The sequence below is a fragment of the Acidovorax sp. LjRoot74 genome (assembly GCF_964254355.1).
Lineage (GTDB): Bacteria > Pseudomonadota > Gammaproteobacteria > Burkholderiales > Burkholderiaceae_C > Acidovorax.
Genome location: NZ_CAXUTI020000001.1, coordinates 1,631,906 through 1,650,567, shown reverse-complemented (window position 1 = coordinate 1,650,567; position 18,662 = coordinate 1,631,906). Strand labels below are relative to the sequence as shown.

At 63.9% G+C, this 18,662-nt stretch carries 22 protein-coding genes; 8 read left to right on the top strand and 14 right to left on the bottom strand.

Going from position 1 to position 18,662, the window contains the following annotated elements; translation table 11 throughout:
• Positions 1 to 114: 114 nt before the first annotated feature.
• Both ACSQ3O_RS07595 and ACSQ3O_RS07590 read right to left on the bottom strand, forming a co-directional pair.
• Positions 115 to 594: a molybdenum cofactor biosynthesis protein MoaE gene (locus tag ACSQ3O_RS07595; protein WP_436138400.1), complete on the bottom strand. Its 480-nt coding sequence runs from the start codon at positions 592 to 594 to the stop codon at positions 115 to 117.
• A 38-nt stretch (positions 595 to 632) separates the two neighbouring features.
• The gene (locus tag ACSQ3O_RS07590; RefSeq protein WP_436138399.1) at positions 633 to 863 is read right to left on the bottom strand and encodes a hypothetical protein; all 231 of its coding nucleotides are present in this window, start codon (positions 861 to 863) and stop codon (positions 633 to 635) included.
• A 69-nt stretch (positions 864 to 932) separates the two neighbouring features.
• On the opposite strand from ACSQ3O_RS07590, the gene ACSQ3O_RS07585 reads away from it, so the two are divergent.
• The 3 genes from ACSQ3O_RS07585 to dapA all read left to right on the top strand — a co-directional run bounded on the left by ACSQ3O_RS07585 (position 933) and on the right by dapA (position 2,759).
• Complete coding sequence (locus tag ACSQ3O_RS07585; RefSeq protein ID WP_298448724.1) at positions 933 to 1,187, top strand: hypothetical protein; 255 nt, start codon at positions 933 to 935, stop codon at positions 1,185 to 1,187.
• A 9-nt stretch (positions 1,188 to 1,196) separates the two neighbouring features.
• A complete protein-coding gene (locus tag ACSQ3O_RS07580) occupies positions 1,197 to 1,541 on the top strand; it encodes a hypothetical protein (RefSeq protein WP_436138398.1) in 345 nt (114 codons plus the stop codon).
• 297 nt (positions 1,542 to 1,838) lie between these two features.
• Positions 1,839 to 2,759: a 4-hydroxy-tetrahydrodipicolinate synthase gene (dapA, locus tag ACSQ3O_RS07575; RefSeq protein WP_436138397.1), complete on the top strand. Its 921-nt coding sequence runs from the start codon at positions 1,839 to 1,841 to the stop codon at positions 2,757 to 2,759.
• Here dapA and moaD read toward each other — a convergent pair.
• From moaD to ACSQ3O_RS07540, 7 genes are all read right to left on the bottom strand, one after another.
• Positions 2,746 to 2,997, bottom strand: a complete 252-nt coding sequence (gene moaD / locus ACSQ3O_RS07570; protein ID WP_436138396.1) for a molybdopterin converting factor subunit 1 — start codon at positions 2,995 to 2,997, stop codon at positions 2,746 to 2,748. The two genes, dapA and moaD, sit on opposite strands and share 14 nt — an antisense overlap.
• Entirely contained in the window at positions 2,994 to 4,247 is a 1,254-nt protein-coding gene (locus ACSQ3O_RS07565) for a molybdopterin molybdotransferase MoeA (RefSeq protein ID WP_436138395.1), read from the bottom strand. The genes moaD and ACSQ3O_RS07565 overlap by 4 nt, the downstream gene beginning before the upstream one ends.
• The gene (mobB, locus tag ACSQ3O_RS07560; protein ID WP_137746231.1) at positions 4,232 to 4,801 is read right to left on the bottom strand and encodes a molybdopterin-guanine dinucleotide biosynthesis protein B; all 570 of its coding nucleotides are present in this window, start codon (positions 4,799 to 4,801) and stop codon (positions 4,232 to 4,234) included. The genes ACSQ3O_RS07565 and mobB overlap by 16 nt, the downstream gene beginning before the upstream one ends.
• Positions 4,802 to 4,908: 107 nt before the next feature.
• The gene (gene thrC, locus ACSQ3O_RS07555) at positions 4,909 to 6,354 is read right to left on the bottom strand and encodes a threonine synthase (protein WP_436138394.1); all 1,446 of its coding nucleotides are present in this window, start codon (positions 6,352 to 6,354) and stop codon (positions 4,909 to 4,911) included.
• A gap of 22 nt (positions 6,355 to 6,376) precedes the next feature.
• Positions 6,377 to 6,691, bottom strand: a complete 315-nt coding sequence (locus ACSQ3O_RS07550; protein WP_137746229.1) for a response regulator — start codon at positions 6,689 to 6,691, stop codon at positions 6,377 to 6,379.
• Positions 6,692 to 6,724: 33 nt separating this feature from the next.
• Complete coding sequence (locus ACSQ3O_RS07545; protein WP_137746228.1) at positions 6,725 to 8,059, bottom strand: homoserine dehydrogenase; 1,335 nt, start codon at positions 8,057 to 8,059, stop codon at positions 6,725 to 6,727.
• 71 nt (positions 8,060 to 8,130) lie between these two features.
• Positions 8,131 to 9,375, bottom strand: coding sequence for a pyridoxal phosphate-dependent aminotransferase (locus tag ACSQ3O_RS07540; protein ID WP_298448740.1), 1,245 nt, complete (start codon positions 9,373 to 9,375; stop codon positions 8,131 to 8,133).
• A gap of 168 nt (positions 9,376 to 9,543) precedes the next feature.
• Here ACSQ3O_RS07540 and ACSQ3O_RS07535 point away from each other — a divergent pair, with 168 nt between their 5' ends.
• From ACSQ3O_RS07535 to ACSQ3O_RS07525, 3 genes are all read left to right on the top strand, one after another.
• Positions 9,544 to 9,915, top strand: coding sequence for an Mth938-like domain-containing protein (locus tag ACSQ3O_RS07535; protein WP_298448742.1), 372 nt, complete (start codon positions 9,544 to 9,546; stop codon positions 9,913 to 9,915).
• 213 nt (positions 9,916 to 10,128) lie between these two features.
• Entirely contained in the window at positions 10,129 to 10,614 is a 486-nt protein-coding gene (locus ACSQ3O_RS07530) for a peroxiredoxin (protein WP_063461152.1), read from the top strand.
• A 214-nt stretch (positions 10,615 to 10,828) separates the two neighbouring features.
• Positions 10,829 to 12,583, top strand: a complete 1,755-nt coding sequence (locus tag ACSQ3O_RS07525) for a PhoH family protein (protein WP_436138393.1) — start codon at positions 10,829 to 10,831, stop codon at positions 12,581 to 12,583.
• A 72-nt stretch (positions 12,584 to 12,655) separates the two neighbouring features.
• Here ACSQ3O_RS07525 and dnaB read toward each other — a convergent pair whose 3' ends face one another.
• The 5 genes from dnaB to rpsF all read right to left on the bottom strand — a co-directional run bounded on the left by dnaB (position 12,656) and on the right by rpsF (position 15,732).
• Positions 12,656 to 14,080 carry a replicative DNA helicase gene (gene dnaB, locus ACSQ3O_RS07520; RefSeq protein WP_137746224.1) on the bottom strand — a complete coding sequence of 475 codons (1,425 nt, stop codon included), beginning with the start codon at positions 14,078 to 14,080 and terminating at the stop codon, positions 12,656 to 12,658.
• A 191-nt stretch (positions 14,081 to 14,271) separates the two neighbouring features.
• Complete coding sequence (gene rplI, locus ACSQ3O_RS07515; protein WP_137746223.1) at positions 14,272 to 14,724, bottom strand: 50S ribosomal protein L9; 453 nt, start codon at positions 14,722 to 14,724, stop codon at positions 14,272 to 14,274.
• A gap of 12 nt (positions 14,725 to 14,736) precedes the next feature.
• Entirely contained in the window at positions 14,737 to 15,018 is a 282-nt protein-coding gene (gene rpsR, locus ACSQ3O_RS07510) for a 30S ribosomal protein S18 (protein WP_005795932.1), read from the bottom strand.
• Positions 15,019 to 15,035: 17 nt separating this feature from the next.
• The gene (gene priB, locus ACSQ3O_RS07505) at positions 15,036 to 15,326 is read right to left on the bottom strand and encodes a primosomal replication protein N (RefSeq protein WP_137746222.1); all 291 of its coding nucleotides are present in this window, start codon (positions 15,324 to 15,326) and stop codon (positions 15,036 to 15,038) included.
• A 16-nt stretch (positions 15,327 to 15,342) separates the two neighbouring features.
• Positions 15,343 to 15,732, bottom strand: a complete 390-nt coding sequence (gene rpsF / locus ACSQ3O_RS07500; protein ID WP_094285575.1) for a 30S ribosomal protein S6 — start codon at positions 15,730 to 15,732, stop codon at positions 15,343 to 15,345.
• 306 nt (positions 15,733 to 16,038) lie between these two features.
• Here rpsF and grpE point away from each other — a divergent pair, with 306 nt between their 5' ends.
• Both grpE and dnaK read left to right on the top strand, forming a co-directional pair.
• Positions 16,039 to 16,590 carry a nucleotide exchange factor GrpE gene (grpE, locus tag ACSQ3O_RS07495; protein ID WP_137746221.1) on the top strand — a complete coding sequence of 184 codons (552 nt, stop codon included), beginning with the start codon at positions 16,039 to 16,041 and terminating at the stop codon, positions 16,588 to 16,590.
• Positions 16,591 to 16,684: 94 nt separating this feature from the next.
• On the top strand, positions 16,685 to 18,637 hold the full coding sequence (gene dnaK / locus ACSQ3O_RS07490) for a molecular chaperone DnaK (protein ID WP_137746220.1): 1,953 nt from the start codon (positions 16,685 to 16,687) through the stop codon (positions 18,635 to 18,637).
• The last annotated feature ends 25 nt before the right edge of the window (positions 18,638 to 18,662 follow it).

Sequence of the window (18,662 nt, the reverse complement as noted above, 5' to 3'; positions counted from 1 at the left end):
TTTACCCCATCACACAAGCATCAGTTACTATAATTTTTATAGCTATAAACGCTTTACCAGAGCGCGGAGACGGCCAATTTTTTCCAATTTCCAGCGCCCAAAGCGCACAACGCATCAGGCCGCGTTGCCCAGCGTGATACCCCAGCGCGCCAGCGCCGCGTCGTCGCTCACCCGCGCATCCACCCAGCGGGCGCCCTGGGCGGTTTCTTCCTTCTTCCAGAAGGGCGCCTGGGTCTTGAGGTAGTCCATCAAGAACTCGCAGGCCTGAAAGCTCTGGCCCCGGTGGGCGCTGGTCACGGCCACCAGAACGATCTGGTCGAGCGGCTGCAGCAGCCCCACGCGGTGGATGACGCGGGCGCCAAAGATGTCGAAGCGGCGAAAGGCTTCGTCCACCATGGCCTCGATGGATTTTTCGGTCATGCCCGGGTAGTGCTCTAGCTCCATGGACGCCACCTGGTCCCCTTCATTGCGGTCGCGCACCGTGCCCACAAAGCTACACACCGCGCCCACGCCCTTGTTCTCGCGGCGCAGGGCCGCCACTTCGGCGGACAGGTCGAAATCTTCAGTCTGGATGGAAACGCGGGGCAGGCTCATGGCGGCAGGGCTTTCAGGCTGGGGGGCATGCGGCGCGCTCATGGCGAGCGGTGCAGCCGGGGGGCCGAGAGCAGGGCATGCTCTTCTTCCACCACCTTGTTCAGCTGGGCTAGCGCGGGGGTGGGCGGCAGCTTCGCCAGCAGGGTCTGCAGACGTGTCACGTCGGACACCGAAGGCGCCACCTTGATCTGTGCGATGGCCGCAGGCAGGTTGCCGCCCTGGATCAGGGCCAGGACCTTGGCAGGCCATTCGCTTTTGTTTCGTGCCATAGAGGGGTAAAAGGGTTTTTCTGTACGATTCGCCCGCACTGTACCCGCACCGCAGCCCCTTTTTCCACCATGGCCACGCAAACCATCACCACCGAGCTGTACAAGCTCTACCCCTCGCCCCGCAATACGCACAAGGAGGTGTTCGAGCACCAGGTGTTCGTGCCCTACCCCTACGCCATCATCGACCTGGAGGTGATGGAGCTGGCAGGCAAGACCACGCTGTTTGCCGCCTGCCGACTGTCGGACATGAAGATGGGCCAGCTCGTGAGCTTTGCGCTGGCGGCGGACCAGGCCAAGTTCGAGCGCCTGTTCACCCCCGACTGAAGGGCGCCCATGGACGACAACGACAACCAGATCCATGTGCCGCCCTCGTTCATGGCGGTGTACAGCGATACACGCCAACGCCTGTCCGAAAAACCTGCCGTGGTGCGCACCCGCTATGAGCTGTGCGAAGACCTCACGGGCCACCTGGTGGAGCATGCGCAGACGCTCTACCACGTGCAGGCCCCGTCAGAGGCCGAGATCCTGCTGCGCATTCACGCCGGGCTGTGCACGGCCGAATCGGGCGTGTCAGTGGCCGAGGCCACCTGGATCACCACCCGCCTGGCCGAGCTGCTGAACTGGCCCTGCCCCGAACTGATCCCCGAGCAACCCGCTGCGGCCCCTGCACAACCCTAGAGCCGCGCCGTGGCGGCTTTCAGACAAGCTTTTCACAACGGCCTCGCTATACTGCGCCCCATGCCCACGCACACCCTTCTCGCCATGACGACCGCACCCGCGGGCGCATTGCAGTGCGTGGTCAAAGCCAAAAAACCAGAGCTCATCTGACCGGAGCTGTGGTTCCGTCCGGATGAGCGACGGAACCACCTGGTAGAGAAATCCCCTTCTTTCTTTTCTCTTTTCCCTCCCCGGCATTCCGCGCGCATTCCTTCCGGACGGTTCTTCCCCTGGTCGAACCCTGAAAGGATGTTTTGCATGTCTGCCACCGCTACCAATCCAACCACTGCCACCAAGCCCTCCCCGCAGCCGCTGTTCAGCGGGCTCTGGATCGCCTTGGTCACGCCCTTCAAGGACGGGGCCGTGGACCACCTGGCGCTCGCTGCCCTCACCACCCGGCTGCGTGCCCAGGGGGTAGCAGGCTTTGTCGCCTGCGGCTCCACGGGCGAAGCCGCCGCACTCGACAAGGCCGAGCAGCTGCAGGTGCTGGAAACAGTGCTCACGGCCGCCCAGGGCCTGCCCGTGGTGATGGGCGTGTCGGGCTACCACCAGGGCCAGGTGCTGGAGCAGGTGCAGGCCCTGGCACGCTATCCGGCGGCGGGCCTGCTGGTGTCGGCCCCGCACTACATCCGCCCCTCGCAGGAGGGCCTGCTGCACTGGTTCCGCACCCTGGCCGACGCCAGCGCCGCGCCCCTGCTGATCTACGACATTCCCTACCGCACAGGGGCCACGCTCAGCACCGAAACGCTGCTGGCGCTGGCCGCACATCCGCGCATTACGGCCATCAAGGACTGCGGCGGCAACCCTGCCAAGACACAGGCCCTGATCGCCGATGGCCGCCTGCAGGTGCTGACGGGCGAAGACGCGCAGATCTTCCATACCCTGGCCCTGGGCGGTGCGGGCGCGATCTCGGCCAGCGCGCACTGGCAGACACCCCGCTTTGTGGAGCTGATGGAGTTGCTGCGCGCAGGCCACCTGGGCGAAGCCCGCCGCGTGTGGCAGGCCTTGCTGCCCTGGATCGAGGTCTGCTTTGCCGAGCCCAACCCGGCGCCGCTGAAGGCCGTTCTGGCCCATGCGGGCGAGCTGTGCAATGAACTGCGGGCGCCGATGATGGGCGCATCGGAAGCTCTGAACCTGCGCCTTCAGGCCCTGGCCTCTGCCGGACTCAGCCCCCGGTAACGGGCGGGAAAAACGCCACCTCGGCCCCTTCGGCCAGGGGGGCGGATTCATCGCTCAGGGTCTGGTTGAGTGCCATGCGCACGGCCCGGCCCCGCGCGAGGCTGCTGGCATGGTCACCGCCGCGCGCAATGAGTTCGTCGCGCAGTGCGCCCAGCGTGGCGGCGGCCGTCTCCACCCCCTCCTGCCCGGTGCCAATGGCCTCGCGGATGGAGGCGAAATAGCGGACAGATATCTTCATGACAGGAGTTCCGAGAAGGCGATGTACTGCACGGTATCGCCCGCAGCAATGGTCTGGCCCGCCGGGTTGTCCACCACCCCGTCGCCCCAGGCGGCCGAGGTGAGCACGCCCGAACTCTGGTTGTTGAACAGGTCCAGCCCGCCTGCGGCGTTGTGGCGCACGCGCAGAAATTCGCGGCGCTTGTCGGCCTTGGGCCACACAAAATCAGCGCGGGCCGCGATGGATTGGGGAGCCACACCCAGCACGCCCTGCAGCCGCAGCACAAAGGGCCGCACCAGCAGCGCAAAGGTCAGAAAACTCGACACCGGGTTGCCGGGCAGGCCCATGAAGTGGGCGGCACCACCTTCACGCGGAATTTGGCCGTAGGCGAAGGGCTTGCCGGGTTTCATGGCGATCTGCCACAGGTCCAGCGTGCCCAGCGTTTCCACTGCGGGCTTGATGTGGTCTTCCTCGCCCACACTCACGCCGCCGCTGGTCAGGATCAGGTCGTGGGCGGCGCTCGCATCGCGCAAGGCCGCAATGGTGGCATCACGCCGGTCGGGCACGATGCCGAAGTCGGTCACCTCGCAGCCCAGGCGCAGCAGCATGGCGCGCAAAAAGAAACGGTTGCTGTTGTAGATGGCGCCGGGGCGCATCTGCTCAGGCGGCACCTCGCCGGGCATGACCAGTTCGTCGCCCGTGGAGAACAGCGCCACGCGCGGGCGGCGGGCCACCTGCAGCTGGTGCAGGCCGATGCTGGCCGCCAGGCCCAGCTCGGCCGGGGTGAGGCGTGTGCCCGCCGCCAGCACCACAGCACCCCGGGTGATGTCCTCGCCCGCGCTGCGGATCCACTGGCCGGCCTGGGGAACGGCGTTGATACGCACCGAACCCAGGCCATCGGCGGCGGCAAGGGCCTCACAGTCTTCCTGCATCAGGATGGCATCGGCGCCTGCAGGCACCGGTGCGCCGGTGAAGATCCGTGCCGCCGTGCCGGGCTGCAGGGGGGCACCCGCACTGCCCGCAGGTATGCGCTGCGACACGGGCAACACCACCCCTGCCGCCGCCACATCAGCGCAGCGCACGGCGTAGCCGTCCATCGAGCTGTTGTCCTGAGGGGGCACCTGCAGGGCCGAGACGCAGTCTTGCGCCAGCACACGGCCGTCGGCGTCGAAGGTGGTGACGGTGTCCGTGCCCGGCAGCGGCGCGGCCTGGGCCAGCAGCTCGGCCAGCGCGTCGTCCAGCGCCTTGAGGGGCTTCATTGGGGGGCGCATGGCACCAGCCCTCCGTGCAGTTCCCAGTTGTATTCAAAGCGGTGCCCGTACTCGATCAGCCAGTCCACCACCTGTGCGGGCTGGTTCAGGTCCAGCAGCGGCAGCTGGGTGGGCTGGGGCAGGCTCGCGGCGGCGTCGGTGGCCACGGCCACCACAAAGTCGTCCTCGGGGTAGCGCACGGGCTTGGCCAACTGGCCGGGCTCGGGGGCGCGCCAGACTTCGACCTTGAGCAGATCGCTGTCCTTGAAGCCTTCCACCAGCACCCAGTCCACGCCCTGATACAGCTCGGCCAGCAGGTGGTGCACGCTGAGCGTGGCGGGCTGCTCGAACTCGCGCACCAGCATCAGGCGCTTGTCCGACGCAGCCACCACCTCAAAGGCGCCTGCCTCGCGGTGGCGGTAGGTGTCCTTGCCCGGGTGGTCGATGTCGAAACTGTGGTGGGCATGCTTGACCACCGACACGCGCAGCCCGCGCAGCCGCAGCTCGGGGATCAGCTGCTCGACCAGCGTGGTCTTGCCACTGCCGGAGAACCCGGCAAAACCGACAACCTTCATCCAGTGCTCCTTGGTTAGCTATCGTATTTATAGCTACTAGCGCTTACCAGACGCGCGCCAGGGGCGTTTTTTTCTCAAACATTCCCCTCCAGGAAGGGGAAACAGCCTCAACCCTGCGCAGCGGGAGCGCAGTGGCGCTCGATGTAGGCCTTGACCTGCTCCACATCGGCGGGCATCACGTGCACGCGCTTGGGCAGGTCTTCGATGCCTGCAAACTTGGCGGGGCGCTCGGGCGCATGGCCCAGGGCCTCGACGATGGTCTCGGCAAACTTGATGGGCAGTGCAGTCTCCAGCACGATCATGGGCACCTTGGCATCGCTGTGGTGCTCGCGGGCCACCTTCACGCCGTCGGCGGTGTGGGTGTCGATGGTGACGCCGTAGCGCTCGAAGGTGTCCTTGATGGTGGCCAGGCGGTCGGCGTGGGTGCTCTTGCCGCTTTCAAAACCGTATTTCTTGGCGGCGTCGGCAAACAGCGGGTCGGCGCTCAGGTCAAAGCGGCCATAGGTTTGCAGCGCTGCGCTGAACAGCGCCTTGGTGCGCTGGCCATTGCGGCCCAGCAGATCAAAAATGAAGCGCTCGAAGTTGCTGGCCTTGCTGATGTCCATCGAAGGGCTCGATGTTTCGTGCGTATCGGCACTGCCCCGCACGCGGTACACACCGGTGCGGAAGAACTCGTCGAGTACGTCGTTCTCGTTGGTGGCCACCACCAGCTTGGCGATGGGCAGGCCCATCATGCGCGCCACATGGCCTGCGCACACGTTGCCAAAGTTGCCCGAGGGCACCGTGAAGCTGACCTTCTGGCTATTGCTCTCGGTGGCCTGGATGTAGCCCGCGAAGTAGTACACCACCTGCGCCAGCAGGCGCGCCCAGTTGATGGAGTTGACCGTGCCGATCTTGTACTTGGCCTTGAAGGCGTGGTCGTTGGAGACGGCCTTGACGATGTCCTGGCAGTCGTCGAACACGCCTTCGATGGCGATGTTGTGGATGTTCGCGTCCTGCAGGCTGAACATCTGTGCTTGCTGGAAGGCGCTCATGCGGCCGTGGGGCGAGGTCATGAACACGCGCACGCCCTCTTTGCCGCGCATGGCGTATTCGGCCGCGCTGCCGGTGTCGCCGCTGGTGGCGCCCAGGATGTTGAGCTGCTCGCCACGGCGGCCCAGTTCGTACTCGAACAGGTTACCAAGCAGTTGCATCGCCATGTCCTTGAAGGCCAGCGTGGGGCCGTTGGACAGGGCTTCGAGCCACAGGCCGTCTTCGAGGTGGCGCAGGGGCACGATCTCGCCCGTGCCGAAGACTTCAGCGGTGTAGGTCTTGGCGCAGATGGCCTTGAGGTCCGCAGCAGGGATGTCGTCGATGTACAGCGACAGGATCTGGAACGCCAGCTCGGCGTAGCCCTGCTCGTGGTACGCCTTGCGCAGCTTGGTCAAGGCGGCGGCGGTGATCTTGGGGTACGTCTCGGGCAGGTACAGGCCACCATCGGGCGCCAAACCTTCGAGCAGGATGTCGCAGAACTGTTTGCGGTCTGCGTGGCCGCGTGTGCTGAGGTATTTCATGAAAGTGTCCCTCCGGTGTCGCTCAAAGACTGATGCCGTACACGCGGATATCAAGGTAAAAACGCGAGGCGATCAGCAGCAGGAAGCCGCCGATCAGGACCAGCCAGTGCAGTGGCTTGTCCTCGTAGTTGTCCGTGCGCTCCAGCAGCACGAAGTACAGCCAGGCTGCCAGAAAACTGCCCACCCCGTTGAGGATGGCCTGCGCGCGCGGCATGAACCCGAACAAGGTCAGCATGACCAGCAGGCCGAACCAGAACGCCAGATGCCAGCGCGGCAGATCGACATGCGCCATTTTGAGCAGCGCCGACAGCGTGAGGGCGGCAACCAGGGTGGGCATGGCGGGGCGGCATCATGGCGCGTGGGGGCTGGCTCAGTTCAGCTCTTCCTTGCGGATGCGCGTGATGGGGGCCAGCACCGTGGGCAGGGCCTGCATCTGGGCGATCACGGCGTCCATGGTGCCTTCGCGGGTGTCGTGGGTCAGGATGATCAGGTCGGTCTGTGTGGAGCCTTCACCGCCCACTTCATCGGCCTCGCGCTGCAGCACGGCGTCGATGCTCACACCGGCCTCGGCCAGCAGGCCCGTGACCTTGGCGAGCACGCCGGCCTGGTCGGCCACACGCAGACGCAGGTAGTAGCTGGTGACCACTTCGCTCATCGGCAGCACGGGCAGCTGGTCCATGGCACCTTGCAGCGTGTTGGCCTGGAAGGCCAGGTGCGGCACGCGGTGCTCGGGGTCTGCGGTGTGCAGGCGGGCAATGTCCACCAGGTCGGCGATCACGGCGCTGGCAGTGGGCTCGGAGCCCGCACCCTTGCCGTAGTACAGCGTGGTGCCCACGGCGTCGCCCTGCACCACCACGGCATTCATCGCACCTTCGACGTTGGCGATCAGGCGCTTGGAGGGCACGAGGCTCGGGTGCACGCGCAGCTCGATGCCCTTTTCAGCGCGCTTGGTGATGCCCAGCAGCTTGATGCGGTAGCCCAGCTGCTCGGCGTACTTGATGTCGGCTGCGCCCAGCTTGGTGATGCCTTCGACATAGGCCTTGTCGAACTGCACCGGAATGCCGAACGCAATCGCACTCATCAGCGTGACCTTGTGGGCCGCGTCCACACCTTCGATGTCGAAGGTCGGGTCGGCCTCGGCATAGCCCAGGCGTTGCGCTTCCTTGAGCACCACGTCGAAGTCCAGGCCCTTGCTGCGCATCTCGGACAGGATGAAGTTGGTGGTGCCGTTGATGATGCCGGCAAGCCACTGGATGCGGTTGGCCGTGAGGCCTTCACGCAGCGCCTTGATGATGGGGATGCCACCGGCCACGGCGGCCTCGAAGGCCACCATCACGCCCTTGGCCGATGCGGCCGCGAAGATCTCGGTGCCGTGCACGGCCAGCAGCGCTTTGTTGGCGGTGACCACATGCTTGCCCGCCGCAATGGCTTCCAGCACCAGCGCACGCGCAATGCCGTAGCCACCGATCAGCTCGATGACGATGTCGATGTCAGGGTTGGCAATGATGGCGCGGGCGTCGTTGACGACCTGGATGCCATCGCCCACCACGGCCCTGGCGCGCTCCACGTCCAGATCGGCCACCATGGTGATCTCGATGCCACGGCCCGCGCGGCGGCTGATTTCGTCCTGGTTGCGTGCAAGCACGTTGAACACGCCGCTGCCGACGGTGCCGATGCCCAGAAGGCCTACTTGGATGGGTTTCATGAAGTTTTTGCCAATCAAAATGGGGGTTTGCGCCTGTCCAGCAAGCGCTAGCAGCTATCAAAAAATGAGTATCAACCGACGCGCCGCAGATCGGTGCCGCAGCGCTTGCGGTACTGCTCCAGGAAACGTGCCACGCGGCCGATGGCGTCGCGCAGGTCGTCTTCGTGCGGCAGGAACACGATGCGGAAGTGGTCGGGTGCGGCCCAGTTGAAGCCCGTGCCCTGCACCAGCATCACTTTGGTTTCCTGCAGCAGCTCCAGGAAGAACTGCTGGTCGTCCGCGATGGGGTAGACGGCCGGGTCCAGGCGCGGGAACATGTAGAGCGCCGCCTGCGGCTTCACGCAGCTCACGCCGGGGATGGCGGTGATCAGCTCATAGGCCAGGTCGCGCTGCTTGCGCAGGCGGCCGCCCTCGCCTACCAGCTCATTGATGCTCTGGTAGCCGCCCAACGCCGTCTGCACCGCCCACTGGCCGGGCACGTTGGCGCACAGGCGCATGTTGGAGAGCATGTTCAGGCCCTCGATGTAGTCCTTGGCAGGCTTCTTGTCGCCCGACACCACCAGCCAGCCAGCGCGGTAGCCGCAGGAACGGTAGCTCTTGGACAGCGAGTTGAAGGTGAGCGTGAGCACATCCTCGCTCAGCGAGCCAATCGCCGTGTGCTTGGCGCCGTCGTACAGCACCTTGTCATACACCTCGTCGGCAAAGATCACCAGGCCATGCTCGCGGGCGATGGCGACGATGCCCTTGAGCAGATCATCAGAGTACAGAGCGCCCGTGGGGTTGTTGGGGTTGATGACCACGATGCCCTTGGTGCGGGGCGTGATCTTGGCGCGGATGTCGGCCAGGTCGGGCATCCAGCCGTTGGCCTCGTCGCACAGGTAGTGCACGGGCGAGCCGCCCGAGAGGCTGGCAGCCGCCGTCCACAGCGGGTAATCGGGCGAGGGCAACAGCAGCTCGTCGCCCGTGTCCAGCAGCGCATTCGTGGCCATCACGATGAGTTCGCTGGCACCGTTACCCAGGTAGATGTCGTCCAGCGCGACGCCCTTGATGCCCTGCTTCTGGGTTTCGTGCATCACCGCCTTGCGCGCGGCAAAAATGCCCTTGCTGTCCGAGTAGCCCGCCGAGTTGGGCAGGTTGCGGATCATGTCGAGCTGGATCTCTTCGGGGGCATCAAAGCCGAACACCGCCAGATTGCCGATGTTGAGCTTGATGATCTTGTGCCCGTCTTCCTCCATCTTCTTGGCCGCGTCCATGATCGGCCCCCGGATGTCGTAGCAGACGTTGGCGAGCTTGGCGGATTTTTGGACGGTTTTCATGCGCTGACGAAAAAGCGAGGCGGTGGAAAAGACGGCGAGACAGCGGCGACAAGGCAGCCAGGGCCGCTGGGCACTCGGCGAAACCTATAATTTGACCACAGAACCGGCCCCCTCCCCTCTGGCGCGCGCCTGCGGCGGCGCCCTGCAGACCGCACCACACGCACATCCATGAAATTCCAGCCCGACCGCTCGAACGCACAGACCATCAGCGGCTATGGCCCCGGCTGGATCAGCGTGGACGCAGAGAAGATCACCCACAGCGTCCTTCTGGGCTCAAGCGGTCTGCGCCAGGCATGGCCCTGCGCGCGTTACGAAGACCTGACCCCGGAGCACTTCGCACAGCTGGCGACACTGGAAACCGAACTTGTGATCTTCGGCAGCGGCACACGCAACCGTTTCCCGCCCCCCGCCTGGCTGGCACCGCTGATGACCCGGCGGCTCGGGCTGGAAACCATGGACACGGCAGCGGCCTGCCGCACTTACAACATCCTGGCCGGGGAAGGCCGCAACGTGGTGGCAGCGCTGATTCTGGAGCCCTGAGGGCCGCCCGCAGCCCCCGCGCCAGGCGCGCAGAGCCTATGCAAAGCCTTGCAAAAGTGCGCGCCACCAAAGGCAAGACACACAGTCTTACATTTGGCCGGCAATCGATTTCGGGGTAAAATCACCGGTTGCGGTCGGGGGCACCACCAAGAGCAATAACACACCCCACTCCCCCGGCTTACCAACGACTACATCCTGAGAGATTGAAGTGATATGGCGATCGTTGTCAACAAACCCCTCCCTGAATTTGAAGCCAACGCGACCGGTGGAATCAAGGTCTCCAACACCTCCCACCTTGGCCAAATTCTGGTTCTGTACTTCTATCCCAAGGACAACACGCCTGGCTGCACCACGGAGGCCATGCAGTTTCGCGACAAGTACAAGGATTTCGTGAAAGCGGGCGCTGCAGTGTTCGGCGTGTCGCGCGACAACATGAAGTCGCACGACGACTTCAAGGAAAAGCTGGAACTGCCTTTCGAGCTGATCGCCGACACCGAAGAGAAGATGTGCCACATGTTCGGCGTGGTCAAGAACAAGATCATGTACGGCAAGAAGGTCAAGGGCATCGAGCGCAGCACCTTCCTGATCGGCCCCGACGGCCTGCTGGTGCAAGAGTGGCGCGGCCTCAAGGTGCCCGGCCATGTGGACGAAGTCCTCAAGACCGTCAAATCCATCAAGGCCCTGAAAAAGGCCGCCTGATCCTCCACTGCCTACGCGCCTGGATCAAGCCCCTGGAGCATCGACGCGACACCCCCTTGGTTTTGCCCTGGCAAGACATCCAGAGTGGGCATAATGGATTTATGCCCCTGGTTATCGCGACGTTTGCCCCACCCCAAAAAGCCGCCTTGGCCTCCAGGCGGCTTTTTGCTTTCTGACCCGTCTTTCTTCATTTACCGACCGAGGCCCTGCCACCATGCCCCTGCCCCCCGCCCCCAGCCGGCGCGCTGCACTCCTCGCGCCCGAAGCCTTTGAAGTCACGGCCCGTCCACGGGTGTCACCCACATCCGCCAATGAACCCGTTGCCGCCCCCGTGCGTGCAGCCACCCCATCGGCCCGCACCGGGCGCAAAACAGGCAACGCGGCGCCGCTGGCGCCCGTCGCCCTAGTCGCCACTCCTCTGGTCTCGGCAGAGAGCCTGGCCCGCGCCCCCGAGCCTGCAGCATCGCCCGCCGCCCGCGCGACAGGCGCGCGCAAGGCCCGCGCCACCACTGCGACCACAACCCCCAGCGCTGCAGCACCTGCCACTACGCCACGGGGCAAGAAGGCCGCACCGCAAGGCCCGACCAAGCTCTTCGTGCTGGACACCAATGTGCTGCTGCACGACCCGACCAGCCTCTTCCGCTTCGAAGAGCACGACATCTTCCTGCCGATGATCGTGCTGGAGGAGCTGGACGGCCACAAGAAGGGCATGACCGAAGTCGCCCGCAATGGCCGCCAAGCCAGTCGCACGCTGGATGCGCTGGCCGCCGCCCAGGGCGCCGACATGGCCAAGGGCCTGAAGCTCGACTCCACCGGCCAGCGTGCTGCGGGCGGCCACCTGTTCTTCCAGACGGTGCCGCTGGACTACAGCCTGCCCACCAGCCTGCCACCCGGCAAGGCCGACAACCAGATCCTGGGCGTGGTGGAAGCCTTGCGCAAGCTGCACGCACCGCGCGAGGTGGTGCTGGTGTCCAAGGACATCAATATGCGCGTCAAGGCACGCGCCCTCGGCCTGAACGCTGAGGACTACCAGAACGACAAGACACTCGAAGACGGCGACCTGCTCTATGCAGGTGTGCTGGCCCTGCCGCCCGACTTCTGGGCCAAGAGCGGCAAGAATGTGGAAAGCTGGCAGAGCGGCGCCCACACCTACTACCGCATCGGCGGGCCCATCGTGCCGCAGCTGATGATCAACCAGTTCGTGTACTTCGAGGCCCCCGGCGAGCCCAGCCTGTTTGCGCGCGTGAGCGAGATCCGCGAAAAAACGGCGGTGCTACAGACGCTCAAGGACTATGGCTCGGCCAAGAACGCTGTGTGGGGCGTGACCACGCGCAACCGCGAGCAGAACTACGCCATGAACCTGCTCATGGACCCGGAGATCGACTTCGTGACGCTGACCGGCACAGCCGGCACCGGCAAGACCCTGCTGGCCCTGGCCGCAGGCCTCACCCAGGTGCTGGACGACCGCCGCTACACAGAGATCATCATGACCCGCGCCACCGTGAGCGTGGGTGAGGACATCGGCTTCCTGCCCGGCACTGAAGAAGAGAAGATGGGTCCCTGGATGGGCGCTCTGGACGACAACCTGGAGTTTCTGGCCAAGGGGGACGGCGGCAACGCAGGCGAATGGGGCCGCGCAGCCACCAATGAGCTGATCCGCAGCCGCATCAAGATCAAGAGCATGAACTTCATGCGCGGACGCACTTTCCTGAACAAGTACGTGATCATCGACGAGGCGCAAAACCTGACCCCCAAACAGATGAAGACCCTGATCACCCGTGCAGGCCCGGGCACCAAGATCATCTGCATGGGCAACCTGGCGCAGATTGATACACCCTATCTGACCGAAGGCTCGTCGGGCCTGACCTATGCGGTGGACCGCTTCAAGGGCTGGCCACACAGCGGGCACATCACGCTGGCACGGGGTGAGCGCTCGCGCCTGGCGGACTTTGCCAGCGAAGTTCTCTGACATCGCACCAAAAATGAAAAGGCCCCTGCCGTCGGCAGGGGCCTTTTGTTTTTGGAGATCGATTTCCGCGCTTCAGTAGTCGTCGCCGCCGCCCATGGCCAAATTTTCGAAGCGGGTCTGGTTCTTCTGGAAGAACAGCTTCACGGTCCCCGTCGGGCCGTTACGCTGCTTGCCGATGATGACCTCGGCCACGTTGGGCTCCTTGCTGTCCTTGTTGTAGTAGTCGTCGCGGTAAATGAACATGATGATGTCCGCGTCCTGCTCGATAGCGCCCGATTCGCGCAGGTCGGACATCATGGGGCGCTTGTCGGTGCGCTGCTCCACCGAGCGGTTGAGCTGCGACAGCGCGATCACCGGGCACTGCAGCTCCTTGGCCAGCATCTTGAGACCCCGGGAGATTTCGCCCAGCTCGGTGGCCCGGTTGTCCGAACTTGCTGCCGATCCGGAACCGCTCATGAGTTGCAGATAGTCCACCACGATCAGGCCCAGCTTGCCGCACTGGCGTGCAAGACGGCGCGCGTTGGCGCGCAGCTCGCCAGGAGACAGGCCCGGGGTCTCGTCGATGTGCAGCGAGACGGTGCGCAACCGTTCGATGGCCTCGGTCAGGCGCGGCCATTCATCATCCGTGAGTTTGCCAGTGCGCAGGTTGCCTTGGTTCACCCGACCGATCGAGCCCACGATACGGACCGCCAGTTGGGCGGCCCCCATTTCCATCGAGAAAATTGCAACCGGCAGACCTTCGTTAAGGGCCACATGCTCGGCGATGTTCACGGCAAACGAGGTCTTGCCCATGGAGGGGCGGGCCGCCAGCACGATCATGTCCCCCGCCTGCAGGCCCGAGGTCATGCGGTCCAGGTCCGCAAAACCGGTGGGTACACCAGTCACGTCGGCCGGGTTGTCGGCCATCTCCTGCACCTTGTCGAGCAGGTCGATCACCAGATTATCGAGCGACTGAAAACCTTGCTTGTTGCGCGACCCCTCTTCGCCAATGGCGAAGATCTTGGCCTCGGCTTCGTCCAGGATCCGCTCCACCGTCTTGCCTTGTGGGTTGAAGGCGTTGGTGGAGATCTCGTCGCTGGCCGTGACCAGCTTGCGCAGGATGGCCCGCTCGCGCACGATCTCCGCGTAACGGCGGATGTTAGTGGCGCTCGGAACGTACTGCGCCAGATTGTTCAGGTAGGTGAGCCCGCCCATCTCCTGGGCCTTACCCTGGTTCTTGAGCTGCTCAAACACCGTGATCACGTCGGCAGGCTTGCTGGCGTTGATCAGTGCGCCGATGGCCGCATAGATGGCCTGGTGTTCGTAGCGGTAGAAATCGCCTTCCTTGAGCAGGTCTCCCACACGGTCCCAGGCGTTGTTATCCAGCAGCAGACCGCCCAACACGCTGGACTCGGCCTCAATGGAATGCGGCGGCGTGCGCAGCTTGGCGATTTCTTGATCCTCGCTGGGGGATGGCAGCGAGCCCTGTTCATCGAGCGGAGGGAAAACAGCGGACATGGATTTCTCCGGGACAGGTCTGAAAACAGGCCACCCCATGGACCACGGGGCGGCGGCCTGGATGGATAAGCCTTGGGACAATCTGTGGATGACCGGTGGGCAACCCTGTACAAATGCCCCGATCGAAAACACGAAAGCCGCCCGGAGGCGGCTTTCGCAGTGAGTCGCGCAGATTATCTACGCGCTGTCGATCAAGCGGTTTCGCCGTAGACCGACACGTTGACTTCCACCACCACATCGGTGTGCAGAGCCACGTTCACAGCGCTTTCGCTCACGACCTTGATGGGGCCGTTGGGCAGGCGGATCTGGGCCTTGGCAACCTTGTAGCCCAGCTTGTTCAGCTCTTCGGCGATGTCATGGTTCGTCACGGAACCAAACAGGCGGCCGTCCACGCCCGCCTTTTGGGTCAGCTTGACGGTGGTGCCAGCCAGCTTCTCGCCTTGGGCTTGGGCTTCTGCCAGCTTGGCGGCAGCAGCCTTTTCGAGTTCAGCGCGCTTGGCTTCGAACTCTGCCTTGGCAGCTTCGGTGGCACGGCGTGCACGGCCCGAAGGGATCAGGAAGTTGCGGGCGTAGCCGTCCTTGACCTTGACGATTTCACCGAGGTTGCCGAGGTTCACAACCTTGTCGAGCAGAATGATTTGCATGGGTTGTGCTCCTTAGATCTTGTGCTGGTCGCTGTAAGGCACCAGGGCCAGGAAGCGGGCGCGCTTGATGGCGGTGTTCAGCTGACGCTGGAAGATGGCGCGCGTGCCGGTCAGGCGCGCGGGGATGATCTTGCCGTTTTCGGCGATGAAATCGCGCAGCGTATCGACATCCTTGTAGTCGATTTCTTCAACGCCCGTCACCGTGAAGCGGCAGAAGCGCTTGCGCTTGAACAGCAGGGACTGGGTGTTGCGCTTTGGGCGCTTGTCTTTGTTGAACTTCTTGAACGTGGCCATTGCGGACCCCTTGAAAATTAATTTTGTTGAATATCCTGGATGTGGAGCACTGCAGTCTTGCCATTGCGCTGGTTGGCCAGAAATCCATGGAAAGTCCAGAGACTTCCGATGTTCTGCCTTGCCAGCCGCTCGGCCATTGCACCAAAGGCAACGGCTTTCATGGCTGCCCTGACTTCGCGGGGATGGTCTGCCTCAGTTTGCTGGGACTCGTGTTCGAGACGCAGGGTGATGGCAGGCAATCCGGCGGGGGTGTAGCGCAGGGGTTCAGCCTCTGCGATACAGGCGGTCAGGACAACGCGGTTCTCCACTCCAAAGAGTGATGGATCAGCGCTCGCCGCGCTCGCCGCCGGCAGCTGCGTATTCCGCTTGGCTGGCCTTGCGGGCTTCTTCGCGCTCGACGGTCTTCATCATGGAAGATGGGCCCGTGTCGGCCTTCTTCTTCTGAACCGTCAGGTGGCGCAGCACGGCGTCGTTGAACTTGAAGGCGTGCTCCAGTTCAGCCATCACAGCTTGGTCGGCTTCGATGTTCACGCACAGGTAGTGGGCTTTGGCCAGCTTGTTGATCAGGTACGCCAGTTGACGACGGCCCCAGTCTTCCACACGGTGCACCTTGCCACCGCCAGCGGTGATCATGCCCTTGTAGCGCTCCAGCATGGCTGGAACTTGTTCGCTTTGATCCGGATGGATCAACAAAATGATTTCGTAATGACGCATGCAAACTCCTTTTGGGTGAGACCACCCACCGCGTCTAGAAGTGGTGTGGCAAGGGAAAGCCTGCGATTATAGCCCGGCCGCTGCCGCTTGTACACTCTGCACGCGGCAAGCCTCACCCAGCACAGCGCAAGTGCAGGCCCAAAGGGCACTCCACCCTTGCAAAACCCGGGGTTGGGCCGACATGCTCACCACCGCCGCGCGCTGCATGCAGGGCCCCAAAAGACAAATCCCTGGTGCAGACCTTGATTTGTGGTGGCATGCCCCCAACTCCCGCGCGTACTGTTTCATTCACCTTCAGACCAAGACATGTCAGACCACAGCCAAACCACCCCGCCCCAGAGCGCCCCCGCCCCCGAAGAAGTCGAAGCCGCCATGGCTGCCCACGCCTCCGACGAGCTGGCCCGCCTGCAGGGCGAGCTGGCCGAGCTGAAGGCCAAGAGTGCCGACCTGGCCGACCAGTTCCTGCGTGCCAAGGCCGAGGCCGAGAACGCCCGCCGCCGTGCCGATGACGAAGTGGCCAAGGCCCGCAAGTTCGGCATCGAGAGCTTTGCCGAAAGCCTGCTGCCCGTGGCCGACAGCCTGGACGCCGCCTTGGCCATCAAGGAAGCCACGCCCCAGCAGCTGCGCGAAGGCGCTGACGCCACCCTGCGCCAGCTGACCTCGGCCCTGGAGCGCAACAAGGTGATCGCCATCAACCCCGCCGCCGGTGCCAAGTTCGACCCGCACCAGCACCAGGCCATCAGCGTGGTGCCCGCAGAACAAGAAGCCAACACCGTCGTGGCCGTGCTGCAAAAGGGCTATGTGATCGCCGAGCGCGTGCTGCGCCCAGCCCTGGTCACCGTCACGGCCCCGAAGTAAATCTTCAAATAAATCAGCACGGATGACTTGAACCCCCACGAGTTATCCACAAGTTACTAGCCATCCAAACCATTCAAGCATTCGGAGAAAAATCATGGGAAAAATCATCGGCATTGACCTGGGCACCACCAACAGCTGCGTGTCCATCATGGAAGGCAACACCACGCGCGTGATCGAGAACAGCGAAGGTGCGCGCACCACGCCGTCCATCGTGGCCTACCAGGAAGATGGCGAGATCCTCGTCGGCGCCTCGGCCAAACGCCAGGCCGTGACCAACCCCAAGAACACGCTGTACGCGATCAAGCGCCTGATTGGCCGCAAGTTCACCGAAAAGGAAGTGCAAAAGGACATCGACCTGATGCCCTACTCCATCGTGGCTGCCGACAACGGCGATGCCTGGGTGGAAGTGCGTGGCAGCAAGCTGTCGGCCCAGCAGGTGTCGGCCGATATCCTGCGCAAGATGAAAAAGACCGCCGAGGACTACCTGGGCGAGCCCGTCACGGAAGCCGTGATCACCGTGCCCGCGTACTTCAACGACGCCCAGCGCCAGGCCACCAAGGACGCCGGCCGCATCGCCGGCCTGGAAGTCAAGCGCATCATCAACGAACCCACCGCAGCGGCCCTGGCCTTTGGCCTGGACAAGCAGGAAAAGGGCGACCGCAAGATCGCCGTGTATGACCTGGGTGGCGGCACGTTCGACGTGTCCATCATCGAAATCGCCGACGTGGACGGCGAAAAGCAGTTCGAAGTGCTGTCCACCAACGGCGACACCTTCCTGGGCGGCGAAGACTTCGACCAGCGCATCATCGACTTCATCATCAGCGAGTTCAAGAAGGAACAGGGCGTGGACCTGTCCAAGGACGTGCTGGCCCTGCAACGCCTGAAGGAAGCCGCTGAAAAGGCCAAGATCGAGCTGTCGAACTCGGCCTCCACCGACATCAACCTGCCCTACATCACGGCCGACGCGTCGGGCCCCAAGCACCTGAACATCAAGCTGACCCGCGCCAAGCTGGAAGCCCTGGTGGAAGAGCTGATCGAGCGCACCATCGCGCCTTGCCGCGTGGCGATCAAGGATGCCGGCGTGTCCGTGTCCGACATCCACGACGTGATCCTGGTCGGCGGCATGACCCGCATGCCCAAGGTGCAGGAGAAGGTCAAGGAATTCTTCGGCAAGGACCCCCGCAAGGACGTGAACCCTGACGAAGCCGTGGCCGTGGGCGCTGCCATCCAGGGCCAGGTGCTGTCGGGCGACCGCAAGGACGTGCTGCTGCTGGACGTGACCCCCCTGTCCCTGGGTATCGAGACCCTGGGCGGCGTCATGACCAAGATGATCACCAAGAACACCACGATTCCGACGAAGTTCGCGCAGACCTTCTCGACGGCCGACGACAACCAGCCCGCCGTGACGATCAAGGTGTTCCAGGGCGAGCGCGAGATGGCATCGGGCAACAAGGCCCTGGGCGAGTTCAACCTCGAAGGCATTCCACCCGCAGCGCGTGGCGTGCCCCAGATCGAAGTGTCGTTCGACATCGACGCCAACGGCATCCTGCACGTGGGCGCCAAGGACAAGGGCACGGGCAAGGAAAACAAGATCACCATCAAGGCCAGCTCCGGCCTGTCGGAAGAAGAAATCCAGAAGATGGTGAAGGATGCCGAGCTGAACGCCGCCGACGACAAGAAAAAGCTGGAACTGGTGCAGGCCAAGAACCAGGGCGAAGCTGCCGTTCACAGCGTGAACAAGAGCCTGGCCGAGCACGGCGACAAGCTGGACGCAGGCGAAAAGGACGCGATCACGGCCGCCGTGAAGGCACTGGAAGAAGCCCTGAAGGGCGAGGACAAGGCCTCCATCGACGAAAAGACCACCGCCCTGATGGCCGCCAGCCAGAAGCTGGGCGAGAAGATGTACGCCGAGTCCCAGGCTGCACAAGCCGCCCAGGCCGCCGGTGGTGCCGACGCAGCAGGTGCTGCAGGCGCCGCATCTTCCGCAAAGCCTGCGGACGATGACAACGTGGTGGACGCCGAGGTCAAGGAAGTCAAGAAGGGCTGAACACCTTCCCGTTGATCCCAGCCGC